Source organism: Pseudomonas sp. Pseu.R1, from assembly GCF_045764065.1.
Lineage (GTDB): Bacteria > Pseudomonadota > Gammaproteobacteria > Pseudomonadales > Pseudomonadaceae > Aquipseudomonas.
Genome location: NZ_JBJGEE020000001.1, coordinates 2,686,185 through 2,700,778 on the forward strand (window position 1 = coordinate 2,686,185; position 14,594 = coordinate 2,700,778).

Genomic DNA, 14,594 nt, shown 5'->3' on the forward strand with positions numbered 1-14,594 from the left:
CATGCAATTGTTCTGGCTGCGCACTGATTTGCGCGCACACGACAACACCGCATTGAACGCTGCGATGAAGCAGGGTCCGACTGTGGCCGTGTACATGATCAGTCCGGGACAATGGCACAGCCACGATGACGCGCCGTGCAAGGTGGATTTCTGGCTACGCAATGTGGCGGCGTTGAAAAACGGGTTGGAGGCACTGAACGTACCGCTGCTGATCGTCAATGCCACTACGTGGGACAAAGCCCCCAAGGCACTGCTGGAGTTGTGCCTGACCCATAAAATCGAGCACGTTCACGTCAACGAAGAGTATGGAATCAACGAGGACAATCGCGACAAGGCCGTTGCTGCGATGCTTGATCAACACGGCATCGGCTTTACGCGCCACCTGGATCAACTGTTTTTCAAGCCCGGCAGCGTACTGACCAAAAGCGGCGGTTACTTCAAGGTCTACACCCAGTTTCGTAAAGTCTGCTACGAGCGTCTCCATCACTCGATTCCGTCTGTGGGCAGGCTGCCCCCGGCGCAGGCGGAGCTGCACATCAAGAGTGATGACGTTCCAGAAAGTGTCCACGGTTTCGCCACGCCTCCCGAGGCGCTGCGCATGCTTTGGCCCGCTGGCGAGGACGAAGCGCGCAAACGGCTGGCGCAGTTCACCGACGACGCGGTGCATTACTACAACGACGAACGGGATTTCCCGGCCAGACCCGGCACCAGCCAGTTGTCCGCCTATCTGGCAGCCGGCGTGATTTCACCACGGCAATGCCTGCACGCTGCGCTGCGCAGCAACAACGGCGAATTCGAGACCGGCAACGTCGGCGCGGTGACCTGGATCAACGAGCTGCTGTGGCGCGAGTTTTATAAACACGTTCTGGTCGGTTTCCCGCGGGTGTCTCGCCACAGGGCGTTCCGGCCGGAAACCGAAGCGTTGAAATGGCGTCACGCCCCTAAGGATCTGGAGGCCTGGCAGCAAGGCCGGACCGGACTTCCAATTGTTGATGCAGCAATGCGCCAGTTGCTGGAGACCGGGTGGATGCACAACCGCCTGCGCATGATCGTGGCGATGTACCTGACCAAAAACCTGCTGATCGACTGGCGCGAAGGCGAGCGTTTCTTCATGCAGCACTTGATTGACGGTGATTTGGCCGCCAACAACGGCGGCTGGCAATGGAGCTCGTCGACGGGCACCGACTCATCGCCCTACTTCCGTATTTTCAACCCGATCAGCCAGTCCGAGCGGTTCGACCCGCAAGGCGTGTTCATCAAGCAGTGGGTGCCGGAGCTGGCCGAACTGAACAAACGCGACGTTCACGACCCCTCGGCACTGGGTGGGCTGTTTGGCGTACAAGGCTATCCGGCGCCCATCGTGAACCTGAAGGCCAGCCGCGAGCGGGCCCTGGCAGCGTTCAAGTCCCTCCCCCATCGTCAGCCAGAGACTCAAGACCATGAGTGAATTCCTGCGCGACTACGCCCGGCGCTTTGCCGAACTCGACAAGGACAACCTGCATCGGCTCGGTGAGCTGTACAGCGAGGACATCGCCTTCACCGATCCGCTGCACGAGATCCATGGCCTGACCCGTCTGGGCGACTATTTCGCCGAGCTGTACGCCAACGTGCGTGACCTGCATTTCGAGTTTCATGCATTCGACCAGGTGCGCGAAGGCAAGGGCTACTTGCGCTGGACCATGACCTATCGCCACCCGCGTCTTAATCATGGCGAGCTGATTGCCGTCAACGGCTGCTCGCACCTGCTGTGGACCGACAACAAAGTGTTTCAGCATCGCGATTTCTTCGACGCCGGAGCGCTGCTCTACGAACACCTGCCCGTGATGGGCAGGATGATTGGCTGGCTCAAGAGGCGACTGGTATGAAACGACGCATCTGGTTGACGGGCGCCAGCAGCGGAATCGGCCTCGCACTGGCCGAAGCGCTGCTCAGTGCGGGTCACCAGGTGGCGCTGACCGCGCGCAGCTTCGAGCCACTGGAAGCGCTGGATCGGCGCTTCCCCCGCCAAGTGGTGCTGGCGCCGGGCGATGTGACGGATCCCGAGCAAGTCACGGCCATCGGCGAGCGCATCGCGCAGGTCTGGGGGGCGCTGGACACAGCGATTCTCAATGCCGGGACGTGTGAATACGTCGACACTCACCAATACGACGCCAAGCTGGTCGAGCGGGTGATCAGGACCAATCTCATTGCCACCTCCTACTGCGTTCAGGAAGCGCTGACTTTATTGCGCCTGGGCGAACGGCCTCATTTGGTGGGCGTGGCCAGTTCGGTCGCCTTCCTGCCGCTCACCCGCTCCGAAGCCTATGGCGCCTCGAAGGCCGGGGTCCGTTACCTGTTTCAGTCGCTACGCATTGACCTGGCACACGAAGGCATCGACGTCACGCTGGTCAACCCCGGTTTCGTCGACACCCCGTTGACGGCCAAAAACGATTTCGCCATGCCGATGCGCTGGTCCGCGCCCAAAGCGGCGCGCTTCATCGCCGAGCGTCTGGACACACCGCGCAGACCACTGGAAATCTCCTTCCCGTGGCTATTCATTCTGGCGCTCAAGGCCATTGCCCTGTTGCCCGACCGCCTGCAACTGGCGCTGAGCAAACGCATGGTGCGCCGCACCGACCAGCCAGGAGCGGCGCCATGAAGATCGCGATCATTGGCAGCGGCATTTCGGGCCTGACCAGCGCCTGGCTGCTGAACCGGCTGCACGACGTCACCGTTTTCGAAGCGGAAAACTGGATCGGCGGCCATACCCACACCGTCAACGTTTCGGTCAATGGCCAGCAGCACGCCATCGACACCGGGTTCATCGTCTTCAACGACTGGACCTACCCTCACTTCATCAAGTTGCTGGGCAAACTGGGCGTCGCCTACAAACCCACCGAAATGAGCTTTTCGGTGAGCGACCCTCATACCTGCATCGAATACAACGGTAACAACCTGAACAGCCTGTTCGCGCAACGCAGCAACCTGTTGTCGCCCACCTTCTGGGGCATGCTGCGAGACATCCTGCGCTTCAACAAGCAGGCACTCGCAGACCTGCAAAGCCAGCGCATCGCCGCCGATACCACGTTGGGCGCCTATCTCAAGGCCGAAGGCTACGGTAGACGCTTCACCGAGCATTACATCGTGCCGATGGGGGCTGCGATCTGGTCAATGTCACTGGTTGACATGCTGGCGTTCCCGCTGCAATTTTTCGTGCGCTTTTTCAAGAACCACGGCCTGCTGTCAGTGAGCAACCGGCCGCAATGGCACGTCATCGAAGGGGGATCGAGTCGCTACATCGAGCCGCTGACGGCATCGTTTCGTGACCGCATTCGCCTGCGCTGTCCGGTCACACGGGTCGAGCGCGACCGTGAAGGGGTGACCGTTCACAGCACCCTCGGCAGCGAGCGCTTCGACAAAGTGGTGTTTGCCTGTCACAGCGATCAGGCCTTGTCGTTGCTGGCCGAACCCAGCACCAACGAGCGGGAAATCCTCGGCGCCCTGCCCTACGCCGACAACGACGTGGTGCTACACACCGACACCAGCCTGCTGCCCAAACGCCCTTTGGCATGGGCCAGCTGGAATTACCGTCTGGGTGGCGCAGGCGATCAATCGGCTGCCGTGACCTACGCCATGAACATCCTGCAAGGGATCGACAGCGACACCACGTTCTGCGTCAGCCTCAATCAGACGCCGTCCATTGATCCGAACAAGATTCTCGCGCGCTATCGCTACGCCCATCCGCAATACAGCCTCAAGGGCATCGCCGCCCAGGCCCGCTGGCAGGAACTGCACGGCGCTCGGCACACCTATTACTGCGGGGCCTATTGGGCCAACGGCTTTCATGAGGATGGGGTGGTCAGCGCACTGCGCGTGGCGTCGGCGTTCGGGGAGTCTCTATGAACAGCGCCCTGTACAGCGGCTGGGTGACTCATCGGCGCTTTGTGCCCAAAGCTCATGCCTTCACCTACCGCATCGGCATGCTGTACCTGGATCTCGACGAACAGGATGCGGTGATGAAGCTATCACCCTTCGCAGGCGCAAGCCGACTGGCGCCGTTCTCGTTTCGTCCCGGAGATTATCTGAAGGATTACACCAGTCGAGGCATGTCGCTGATCGGCGCCGTTCGGGAAATCGTCAAGCAATCGCAAGGACGCGCGCCCATGGGGCGAGTTTGCCTGCTGACCCAGGCCCGCAGTTGGGGGTTGTCGTTCAACCCCGTGAGCTTCTTCTATTGCTACGAAGAAGATGGGGCATTAGCGGCGATTGTCTGTGAGGTGACCAATACGCCCTGGCGCGAGCGCTACCACTACGTCCTGCCCGCAGGGCCTAAAGGCCATCAGCACTTTGCCGTGGCCAAGGCCTTTCATGTCTCGCCGTTTCTGCCTCGTGATCTTGAATACCGCATGAGTTTTAGCCAGCCCGATGCGCACTTGGGGGTCCACATGGCCGACTGGCAGGGCGATAAAAAAGTGTTTGATGCCACGCTGAATTTGCAGCGCCAACCGCTGGACCGCCCGGCGCTGCATCGTCATTTGCTGGATTTTCCCTGGATGACGGCCAAGACCTGCCTGGCTATTTACTGGCAGGCGTTGAGACTTTTTCTGAAACGTATTCCGGTGTTTTCCCACCAGGCCGCTGAGGGCTCGTACCGCACTGCCGCCGCTCAATCAAAGGCTCGACGTCATGAAAAGTAACAGCCTCCCCCTGGGTCTGAGCACCCACAGCTTGACCTCCCATTTCTTGCGACGTGGTGTGTTACGCCAACTGGAACATCTACGTCATGGACAACTGGTGATCTACGAGGGCGATCAACATCATGTGTTCGGCGCAGCAGGCGCATCGTTACTAGGCGAAATCCGCGTGCAAGATTCGGCCGCTTGGGGCCTGGTTGCCAGCAATGGCTCGATTGGCGCGGGGGAAGCCTTCATTCACGGCTACTGGACCAGCCCGGACCTGACCGCCGTGATTCGCGTCTTCGTCAGCAACCTCGATGTGCTCGACGCGATGGAAGGCGGGCTGGCGCGCCTGAGCCGCCCGTTCGTTCAGGGGCTGCACTGGCTCAATCGCAACACTCGCGCAGGCTCTCAAAAGAACATCGCCGCCCATTACGACCTGGGCAACGACCTGTTTGAACAGTTTCTTGACCCGACCATGATGTATTCGGCGGCACAGTTCCTCAGCCCCGAGGACTCACTGGAACAGGCGCAACTGAACAAACTGGAGCGGATCTGCCAGAAACTGGCGCTCAAACCGTCAGACCATTTGCTGGAAATCGGCACCGGCTGGGGCAGCATGGCGATCTATGCCGCGCAGCACTATGGCTGTAAGGTCACCACCACGACGCTCTCCAAAGAACAGTTCGCTTACACCGAAAAACGCATCGCAGAACTGGGCTTACAGGACCGCATTACACTGCTGCTGCGCGACTACCGTGACCTCGACGGCCAATTCGACAAGCTGGTGTCCATCGAAATGATCGAAGCGGTGGGCCATCGCTTTATGCCCACCTATTTCAAGCAGTGCGCGCGCTTGCTCAACGACAACGGCCTGATGCTGATTCAGGCGATCACCATCCGCGAACAACGCTATGCGCAGGCCAAGCGCAGTGTGGACTTCATTCAGCGCTACATATTCCCCGGCGGCGCACTGCCATCAGTGACCAGCATGCTGGAGATCGTCGGCAAGGACACCGACATGAACCTGCTGCACATGGAGGATTTCGGCCTGCACTACGCACGTACCCTGCGCCTGTGGCACGACAACTTTCGCCGCGCGACGGGCCATTTGAAAGAACGGGGCTACGACGATTACTTCCTGCGGCTGTGGGAGTTTTACCTGTGCTACTGCGAGGGCGGTTTTCTCGAACGCACCATTGGCACCGCACAACTGCTGCTGGCCAAACCCCAAGCGATGCGTGCGCCGCTGCTGGGACGTTTCGATGCTTAAAAGGCTGCTGAACGCAGCGCTGTTTCAAGTCGGCTGGTTCGCCTGCGTGCTGGGAGGCAACAGTGGCTGGCTATTGCTGCCTGTGACCATCGTGCTGGGGCACCTGTGGCTGATAGGCACTTGGCGGACGGAGGGGCGATTGCTGATGACGGTTTTCGCCTTGGGCTGTGTGCTGGACAGCGCGCTGATCAAAATCGGCCTGTTCGATTTCGGAGAAGCCGGGCGTGTGATTCCACTGTGGCTGGCCTTGCTCTGGCCGCTGTTGGGGACGACGTTACGGCATTGTCTGGCCTGGAGCGCACGCCCCTGGTGGCTGGCGAGTCTGCTGGGGTCTATCGGCGGACCACTGTCTTACCTCGCGGGATCGCACCTGACCTACGTGCAATTGCCACTGGGCGTCTGGCCGAGCGCGCTGATTCTGGGAGTGATCTGGGCGGTGGTGTTTCCGCTGTTGCACTGGCTGGCAGGGTATTTTTGCGAGGCGCGTCAGCGGGAGGTGTCGGTGTGAGCCGGTCAACTTACGCGTTCATTGTTGAAGTTTCTATGTGGCTTGGCCAAACGCCTTCGCCAGCAAGCCGGCTCCCACATTGACTGCATCGGATTCGGATCTCTTGTTCGACGCTGAACCTGTGGGAGCCGGCTTGCTGGCGAAGGCGGTGTCTCAGACAACGATGCTTAGAACGGCATCGTGTAATGAATCGCGTAGCTCTCGATACCGTCGTTGGTGCTGGTCAGGCCACCGTTGGAGTAGTGAGTCGCACGCAGGCCCACTTCATGACCACCGGCGAAACGCAGGCCGAAACCAATGCGGTCTTCGAACTGGAAAGCGCTGCCCAGCTTGTTGCCTTCGACTTCCGTGCGCTGGAATACCGCAGCGCCGATGCCGGCTTCGATATAAGGCTTGACGCTGTCACCGGCGAATTCATATACGAACACTGGAGAGAACGACAGGCTGTTGTTGCTCGCGTTCTTGTCGCCTTCCCAGTAGGTGTAGGCGCCGCTCCAGTAGCCGGTCAGACGACCGACGCTGGTTTGCCACCAACTCTTGTCCCAATCAAATTGCGCACCCAGACGATAGGTCATCGTCGATTCGCCGGTATGGCCCACCGAGAATTCGACCCCATCGGCCTGTGCAATCGCACTTTGCCCCGTCAACACAGCCGCAATCGCAGCCAAACAAAACAGTCGCTTCATCTGAAACATCCCATTTTCGAGTGCAGTTAGAAATATTTTTATCAACAGACGAGCTGTAGAAATCTTCGAATGAATGAAAGTTCATCCAAAAGCAGTGCTATTCACGTTTTTTTCACGAACCGAAGAATCGCACACTGTCAGATTTTTTCCATAGTACAGGTAGGATGTTTCTGAAATTTTCTGGATTTCCACTCGTCCAGAATTGAGCTTCCACAGGGCGAGAAGTGGAAAGAAGATCACGTTGGTTCAATAAACGTCCCAATTGGCGGGCGACTGCGGCGCCAGTATCAATCAGGGTGATGGATGACGGAATCATTTCCCTCAAAAGCGGTTTGAGGAAGGGATAGTGAGTGCAGCCCAGAATAATCGTGTCGCACCTCGCCTCAAGCAGCGGCTCGACATAACGCCATAAGAGTTGGCGAATGACAGGACTGACCAGATCACCGGTTTCGATCAATTCCACCAATCCCGGACAGGGTTGAGTAATCACCTGTACATCCGTCGCGAAGCGGTCGAGCAACGCAGCGAACTTCGCGCTTTGCAGCGTGCCCGTTGTCGCCAGCACGCCCACCACGCCACTTTGGGTTGCGGCGGCAGCCGGTTTGACGGCGGGTTCCATGCCCACCAGTGGCCAGTCCGGATAGCGCTCGCGCAAATCAGCGACCCCGGCCACAGTGGCCGTGTTACAGGCGATCACCAGCGCCTTGGCGCCCTGCTCGCGGAAAAACTCTGCAATGGTCACGCAGCGCTGGCGAATGAACTCGGGGGTTTTCTCGCCGTAGGGAATATGCCCGCAATCAGCGACATACAGCAGCGATTCGTTGGGCAGCAGCTGATGAATCTCGCCCAGCACCGACAGCCCGCCGACACCCGAATCAAACACGCCCACCGGCGCGTCGCTGTCTCTAGCCATGCTTGCTCATTCTATTCATGAGGGGTGCCGCATACGCTGCAGCCCGGATCGCGTTTGACTTTCAGTTCACGCAAGCGCGTGCCCAGCGCATCGATCAACAACAGCCGTCCGACCATGGGTTCACCAAAGCCAGCGAGCAATTTCAGCGCCTCCAACGCTTGCAGGCTGCCCACCAGCCCCACCAGCGGTCCGATCACACCCGCTTCGGAGCACGTCAGCTCACTTTCGCTGCCATGCCCGTACAGGCAGTGGTAGCACGGGCTTTCGGCACGACGGGGGTCGAACACCGACAACTGGCCCTCCAGCCGAATCGCCGCACCGCTGACCAGAGGCTTGCCTGCCGCGACACACGCCGCGTTCACAGCTTCACGAGTGGTGAAGTTGTCGGAGCAATCGAGCACCAGATCCACCGCCGCCACGACCGCCGCCAGGGAGTCCTCATCCAGCGCAGCGCGATGGGGAACCAGCACAACGTCGGGATTGATCGCGGTCAGCCGTGCGATGGCAGAGTCCACTTTGCTCACGCCCACGCTCTGCGTGTCATGAATGATCTGGCGCTGAAGGTTGGTCAGGTCGACCGTGTCGAAGTCCGCCAGATGCAGCTCACCCACCCCGGCAGCAGCCAGATAGAGCGCCACAGGAGACCCCAATCCGCCGACACCGACGATCAGTGCGCGGCTCTGCTTGAGGCGCAACTGGCCATCGATGTCGACCTGTTGCAGAAGAATCTGCCGACTGTAGCGCAGCAGCTCTTCGTCGGTCAGCACGGCACGCGCCCAAAGGTGATGCGTTCATGTTCGCCGAGATCGCGGCGGGTCTGAATCTGCTCGAAGCCCTGCTGGTTCAGCAACTCGCGAACGGCTGCACCCTGATCGTAGCCGTGTTCAAGCAACAACCAGCCACCGGGTTCCAGATGCGCAGGCGCTTGCGCAACGATCAGACGCAGATCGTCCAGGCCGTCCTTGCCGGACGTCAGGGCGGTACTGGGTTCAAAGCGCACATCGCCCTGAACCAAGTGAGGATCGTTGTCCGCAATGTAGGGGGGATTGCTCAGAATCAGATCGAAACGCTGGCCTTCCACTGCACCGAACCAGTGGCTTTCCAGCACACGGGCGTTGTCCAGATGCAGGCGCTGGCGGTTGCGCTCGGCCAGTTCCACGGCTTCGGCCACCCGATCCACCGCCGTGACAGACCACTGCGGACGGTCCTTGGCCAGCGACAGCGCGATGGCGCCGGTGCCAGTGCCCAAATCCAGAAGACGATGAGGAATCGCGCCCGGCAGCAGTTCCAGTGCGGTCTCCACCAGCATTTCCGTTTCCGGGCGCGGGATCAGCGTATGGGGCGCGACTTCAAGATCAATGTTCCAGAAGCCCTGCTGGCCGAGGATGTACGCCACCGGCTCACCGGTACGACGACGCTGAAGATAGCCGTCGAACGCTTGCGCGGCTTCGGTGCTGACAATGCGCTCCGGCCAGGTGTGCAAAAAGCTGCGCGGCTTGCCCAGGGCAGCGGCCAACAGCAGTTCGGCATCCAGTCGGGCTGTCGGAGAATCCGGCAGCTCAGCGCTTCTTAACAAGCTGGCGATGATGGTCATTTACTCACCCAGTGCCGCAAGTTGATCTGCCTGATACTCGGCAAGCAACGGTTCTATCACTGCATCGACACCACCCGCCAAAACTTCATCCAGCGAATACAGCGTCAGGTTCACGCGGTGGTCCGTCACTCGCCCCTGTGGGAAATTGTAAGTACGAATACGCTCGGAGCGATCTCCTGAACCGACCAGCAATTTACGCTCACTGGCAATCGCATTGGCAGCGGCAGCGGTTTGCTGGTCGTTGAGCTTGGCTGACAGCCAGGCCATGGCCCGGGCACGGTTCTTGTGCTGGGAACGTTCTTCCTGGCACTCGACGACGGTTCCGGTCGGTATATGGGTAATACGAATCGCCGAGTCGGTGGTGTTGACGTGCTGCCCGCCCGCGCCCGAGGAACGGAACGTATCCACACGCAAATCCGCCGGGTTGATCTCGATCGCCTGCTTCTCATCCGGCTCAGGCAGCACCGCAACCGTGCAGGCAGAGGTGTGAATGCGGCCTTGGGACTCGGTTTCAGGCACGCGCTGGACGCGGTGGGCGCCGGACTCGAATTTCAGCTTGCCATAGACGTTCTCGCCTTCGACCCGCGCAATGACCTCTTTGAAGCCGCCATGCTCGCCTTCGTTCTCGGAAAGGATTTCCACGCGCCAACCGCGACGTTCGGCGTAACGGGAATACATACGAAACAGGTCACCGGAGAAAATCGCCGCCTCGTCGCCGCCAGTGCCCGCGCGAATTTCCAGAAACACGTTACGGCCGTCGTTGGGGTCCTTGGGCAGCAGCATCTTCTGCAACTCGCCCTCCAGCACCACCAGTTGCTCCTTGGCCTCACGCACTTCCTCGACGGCCATTTCGCGCATATCAGGGTCACTGTCCTTGAGCAACGCCTGCGCGCCCTCAAGTCCGGCCTGTACTTTTTTCAGCTGCGAGTAGGCCCGAATCACGGGTTCGACTTCCGCGTATTCGCGGGAATAGGCGCGGAATTGGGTCTGATCGGAAATGACTTCGGCGTCGCCAAGCAGCGCGGTCAATTCTTCGAAACGGTCGCTGAGCACGTCCAGCTTATTGAGCAGTGAAGCTTTCATTGCGGGGGTTTATCCGTGGAGCCCTCATTGAGGGCAAAGAGTTCCTGGGCCATGGCCAGCGCATCGACGCGACCTTCGGCAGACAGCTTTTTCAATTGCACGCTTGGCGCATGCATCAGTTTATTCGTGAGGCCCCGTGCCAGCGCCATCAATACATCTTCGGCGTTACTGCCGTTGGCGAGCATGCGTTGTGCCTTTTGCAACTCCTCATCACGCAGGCGCTCGCTTTGCTGACGATAGGCCTTGAGCACATCGACGGCCGCCAGCTCGCGCAGGCGCGACATGAAATCGTCGACGCCCAGCGTCACCAATTCTTCAGCCGCCTGAGCGGCGCCCTGACGACTCTTCAGGTTCTCGGCGACGACCTCGTGCAAATCGTCCACGGTATACAGATAAACGTCGTCCAGCTCACCGACTTCCGGCTCGATATCCCGTGGAACGGCGATATCTACCATGAAAATCGGCTTGTGCTTGCGCAGTTTCAGCGCGCTTTCCACTGCGCCCTTGCCCAGAATCGGCAACTGACTGGCAGTAGAACTGATGACGATGTCACTGTTGACCAACTCGGCCGGGATATCGGCCAGCAAAACGGCATGAGCGCCAAACTCTTCAGCGAGGATGCTGGCGCGCTCCAGCGTGCGGTTGGCGACCACGATACGCTTCACGCCCAATTCATGCAGGTGCCGGGCGACCAGCGTGATGGTCTCGCCTGCCCCAATGAGCAACGCCTGACTGCGTTGCAGGTCGCTGAAAATCTGTTTGGCCAGGCTGACCGCGGCAAATGCCACCGAAACCGGGTTTTCGCCAATGGCCGTGTCGGTGCGCACCTGCTTGGCCGCGCTGAACGTCGCCTGAAACAACCGGCCCAGCAATGGACCGATGGTTCCGGCCTCCCGCGCAACGGCATAGGCGGATTTCATCTGCCCCAGAATCTGCGGCTCGCCCAACACCAGCGAATCCAGCCCCGAGGCCACGCGCATCATGTGCCGGACCGCTGCGTCGTCTTCGTGCACATAGGCACTGGCGCGCAGTTCATCGATATTGAGGTGGTGATAATCGGCCAGCCAGCGCAGCACGACGTCCGCGGTGAGCGAATCCTGCTCTATATAAAGCTCGCTGCGGTTGCAGGTCGACAGGATGGCCGCCTCGCGACTCTGGGTCAGGCGGCACAGCTGCTGCAACGCCTCGACCAACTGCTCAGGCGTAAATGCCACGCGCTCGCGGACATCCACGGATGCAGTCTTATGGTTGATACCCAGAGCAAGAAAGGCCATTCAAGGTCGCTGATGGTGACGTGAAGCCGACAATTGTCCTACTTCAATAGATTCAGAACAACCACCGCAATACATTCAGAACGTCCAGGACCGTCTATTGTCCCTATAGTGTTCCGCTTCGCAGCGCGCGCCCTGCGACAAATTGTCCAAGCGCGGGCTGTAAATGGCGGGTCTGTAGTTTTCCGTCGGGCTGTGGGTTTGCTCCCTGCCTTGTGTCATGATGTTTTCAAACCGCAGGTAAGCCGCCCTCTCTTCTATATGAATAAATCCTCCGCGTTGTTCCTTGCCCTTGTCGTTCTTGGTGGCTGTCAGTCTACGGCCTCCGTTTCCACGGAGCCTCCGGCCCCCGCGAAAGAAACGACGCCCGTACCTGAAACCAAGCCGCAGGTCTATGGTTCGTTCACCCAGGAAACCGTCGTTGCCCTGCTGACCGCCGAGCTTGCAGGGCAGCGCAACCGCTTTGACATCGCACTGGATAATTACGTGACCCAGGCGATCCAGACGCAGGATCCGGGGATATCCGAGCGCGCCTTCCGCATCGCCGAATACCTGGGCGCCGATCAGGCTGCACTGGACACCTCGATGCTGTGGGCCAGAAACGACCCGACCAATCTCGAAGCGCAGCGCGCTGCCGCCATTCAACTGGCCCGCGCCGGACGCTACGACGACTCCATGCGCTATATGGAGAAAGTGTTGCAAGGGCAAGGCGACACCCATTTCGACTTCCTCGCGCTCTCGGCCGCGGAAACCGACTCCAATACACGTAAAGGTCTGCTCGCCAGTTTTGATCGCCTGCTGGCCAAATACCCGAAAAACGGCCAGTTGATCTTCGGCAAAGCCTTGCTGCTGCAGCAGGAAGGTGACAGCGCTGCATCGCTGAAACTGCTCGAAGACAATCCTCCGGGAGAGGGTGAAGTCGCACCGATTCTGCTGCGCGCCCGCCTGCTGCAAAGCATGAATCGTGGCAAGGAAGCGTTGCCCCTGCTGGAAAAAAGCATCAAGAAATACCCGGATGACAAGCGCCTGCGCCTGACGTACGCGCGGATGCTCGTCGAGCAGAACCGCATGGAAGACGCGAAGGTGCAATTCTCCAGCCTCGTTCAGCAATACCCGGACGACGACGAACTGCGTTACTCGCTGGCACTGGTGTGCCTGGAAAACAAAGCGTGGGACGAAGCACAAGGTTATCTGGAAGACCTCATTGCCCGCGGCAGCCACGTTGACTCGGCTCACGTGAACCTTGGCCGTATTTATGAAGAGCGCGAAGACCCGCAAAACGCGCTGAATGAATACGCCCAGGTCGGGCCAGGCAACGACTATCTGCCCGCGCAACTGCGTCAGGCAGACATTCTGATGAGCAACGGCAGCACCGCCGAAGCCTCGAAACGTCTGGCTCAGGCCCGCGCCGACCAGCCGGATTACACCATTCAGCTCTATCTGATCGAGGCAGAAACACTGACCAACAACAACCAGAGCGACCGTGGCTGGCAGGTGTTGAATCAGGCGCTCAAGCAATACCCGGACGACCTCAATCTGCTCTACACCCGCGCCATGCTGGCGGAAAAGCGTGACGACCTGAAGCAGATGGAGACCGACCTGCGGGCGATTCTCAAGCGCGAACCGGACAACGCCATGGCCCTGAACGCGCTGGGTTACACCCTCTCCGACCGCACGACGCGCTATGCCGAAGCGAAAGAACTGATCGAGCGCGCCCATCAGCTCAATCCAGACGATCCTGCCGTGCTCGACAGCCTGGGCTGGGTCAATTATCGCCTGGGCAATCTCGATGAGGCCGAGCGCCTGCTGCGTGAAGCACTGGAGCGCTACCCTGATCACGAAGTCGCCGCGCACCTGGGCGAAGTGCTCTGGGCCAAAGGCCAACAGCGCGAAGCCCGCAAAGTGTGGGGCAAAGCCCTCGAACAGCAACCTGATAGCCCGGTCCTGCGCAGCACCCTCAAACGCCTGACCGGCTCCGAGACCCTTTGATTTATGTTATTGCGCCACGTCATCGTATTCAGCTTGATTGCCCTGCTCGCCGGCTGCGCCGGAATCACCTCCCGTGAGGCCGTGCAAGGCACGGGCGATGCCAGCAAATGGAAGGTCAACAAAGAGCAACTTGCCAGCCTCGATGGCTGGGAAATCAACGGCAAGGTCGGCATCCGCGCACCGAAGGACTCCGGCAGCGGCACCCTGTATTGGCTGCAACGCCAGGATTACTACGACATTCGCCTGTCCGGCCCGTTGGGTCGTGGTGCTGCACGCCTGACGGGACGCCCCGGCGCCGTGTCGCTGGAAGTTGCCAATCAGGGGCGTTTTGACGCGCCCGACCCAGAAACCCTGCTCAAGGATCAACTGGGCTGGAGGCTGCCGGTCTCCCATCTGGTCTGGTGGGTCCGCGGCCTGCCCGCGCCTGAAACCAAAAGCAGCCTGACACTGGATGGCGACAGCCGCCTGGCCGGGCTGGAGCAGGATGGCTGGAAAATCGAGTACCTGAGTTACGCAGAGCAGAATGGTTACTGGCTGCCTGAACGCATGAAACTGCACGGCCAGGACCTGGACGTCACGCTGGTCATCAAAGACTGGCAGCCGCGCAAGCTGGGGCAATGAG

At 59.9% G+C, this 14,594-nt stretch carries 15 protein-coding genes; 9 read left to right on the forward strand and 6 right to left on the reverse strand.

What is annotated here, in order from left to right:
* Window position 1: 1 nt before the first annotated feature.
* The 7 genes from phrB to ACI5GA_RS12430 are packed head-to-tail and all read left to right on the forward strand — an operon-like array spanning window position 2 to window position 6,436.
* Window positions 2-1,447: a deoxyribodipyrimidine photo-lyase gene (phrB, locus tag ACI5GA_RS12400; RefSeq protein WP_421422895.1), complete on the forward strand. Its 1,446-nt coding sequence runs from the start codon at window positions 2-4 to the stop codon at window positions 1,445-1,447.
* Window positions 1,440-1,865, forward strand: a complete 426-nt coding sequence (locus tag ACI5GA_RS12405) for a nuclear transport factor 2 family protein (RefSeq protein WP_404633946.1) — start codon at window positions 1,440-1,442, stop codon at window positions 1,863-1,865. Before phrB ends, ACI5GA_RS12405 begins: the two co-directional genes overlap by 8 nt.
* On the forward strand, window positions 1,862-2,638 hold the full coding sequence (locus tag ACI5GA_RS12410; RefSeq protein WP_421422896.1) for an SDR family NAD(P)-dependent oxidoreductase: 777 nt from the start codon (window positions 1,862-1,864) through the stop codon (window positions 2,636-2,638). Before ACI5GA_RS12405 ends, ACI5GA_RS12410 begins: the two co-directional genes overlap by 4 nt.
* Window positions 2,635-3,882, forward strand: a complete 1,248-nt coding sequence (locus ACI5GA_RS12415; protein WP_404633950.1) for an NAD(P)/FAD-dependent oxidoreductase — start codon at window positions 2,635-2,637, stop codon at window positions 3,880-3,882. The genes ACI5GA_RS12410 and ACI5GA_RS12415 overlap by 4 nt, the downstream gene beginning before the upstream one ends.
* Window positions 3,879-4,676, forward strand: coding sequence for a DUF1365 domain-containing protein (locus ACI5GA_RS12420; RefSeq protein ID WP_404633952.1), 798 nt, complete (start codon window positions 3,879-3,881; stop codon window positions 4,674-4,676). Before ACI5GA_RS12415 ends, ACI5GA_RS12420 begins: the two co-directional genes overlap by 4 nt.
* Window positions 4,666-5,928: a class I SAM-dependent methyltransferase gene (locus tag ACI5GA_RS12425; protein WP_421422897.1), complete on the forward strand. Its 1,263-nt coding sequence runs from the start codon at window positions 4,666-4,668 to the stop codon at window positions 5,926-5,928. Before ACI5GA_RS12420 ends, ACI5GA_RS12425 begins: the two co-directional genes overlap by 11 nt.
* Complete coding sequence (locus tag ACI5GA_RS12430; protein WP_404633956.1) at window positions 5,921-6,436, forward strand: DUF2878 domain-containing protein; 516 nt, start codon at window positions 5,921-5,923, stop codon at window positions 6,434-6,436. The genes ACI5GA_RS12425 and ACI5GA_RS12430 overlap by 8 nt, the downstream gene beginning before the upstream one ends.
* Window positions 6,437-6,603: 167 nt before the next feature.
* Here ACI5GA_RS12430 and ACI5GA_RS12435 read toward each other — a convergent pair whose 3' ends face one another.
* From ACI5GA_RS12435 to hemA, 6 genes are all read right to left on the reverse strand, one after another.
* On the reverse strand, window positions 6,604-7,122 hold the full coding sequence (locus ACI5GA_RS12435; protein ID WP_404633958.1) for an acyloxyacyl hydrolase: 519 nt from the start codon (window positions 7,120-7,122) through the stop codon (window positions 6,604-6,606).
* A gap of 112 nt (window positions 7,123-7,234) precedes the next feature.
* Window positions 7,235-8,035 (reverse strand): glutamate racemase, encoded by an 801-nt coding sequence (gene murI, locus ACI5GA_RS12440; RefSeq protein WP_421422898.1) that lies wholly within the window; start codon window positions 8,033-8,035, stop codon window positions 7,235-7,237.
* A gap of 11 nt (window positions 8,036-8,046) precedes the next feature.
* The gene (locus ACI5GA_RS12445) at window positions 8,047-8,802 is read right to left on the reverse strand and encodes a molybdopterin-synthase adenylyltransferase MoeB (RefSeq protein WP_421422899.1); all 756 of its coding nucleotides are present in this window, start codon (window positions 8,800-8,802) and stop codon (window positions 8,047-8,049) included.
* Window positions 8,796-9,629, reverse strand: a complete 834-nt coding sequence (gene prmC / locus ACI5GA_RS12450; RefSeq protein WP_421422900.1) for a peptide chain release factor N(5)-glutamine methyltransferase — start codon at window positions 9,627-9,629, stop codon at window positions 8,796-8,798. Before prmC ends, ACI5GA_RS12445 begins: the two co-directional genes overlap by 7 nt.
* The gene (gene prfA / locus ACI5GA_RS12455) at window positions 9,630-10,712 is read right to left on the reverse strand and encodes a peptide chain release factor 1 (protein WP_404633966.1); all 1,083 of its coding nucleotides are present in this window, start codon (window positions 10,710-10,712) and stop codon (window positions 9,630-9,632) included.
* Entirely contained in the window at window positions 10,709-11,986 is a 1,278-nt protein-coding gene (gene hemA, locus ACI5GA_RS12460) for a glutamyl-tRNA reductase (RefSeq protein WP_404633968.1), read from the reverse strand. Before hemA ends, prfA begins: the two co-directional genes overlap by 4 nt.
* A gap of 258 nt (window positions 11,987-12,244) precedes the next feature.
* Between hemA and ACI5GA_RS12465 the strand changes: the two genes are divergently transcribed.
* Window positions 12,245-13,972 (forward strand): tetratricopeptide repeat protein, encoded by a 1,728-nt coding sequence (locus ACI5GA_RS12465; protein WP_421422901.1) that lies wholly within the window; start codon window positions 12,245-12,247, stop codon window positions 13,970-13,972.
* A gap of 3 nt (window positions 13,973-13,975) precedes the next feature.
* Window positions 13,976-14,593 (forward strand): lipoprotein insertase outer membrane protein LolB, encoded by a 618-nt coding sequence (gene lolB, locus ACI5GA_RS12470; protein ID WP_421422902.1) that lies wholly within the window; start codon window positions 13,976-13,978, stop codon window positions 14,591-14,593.
* The last annotated feature ends 1 nt before the right edge of the window (window position 14,594 follow it).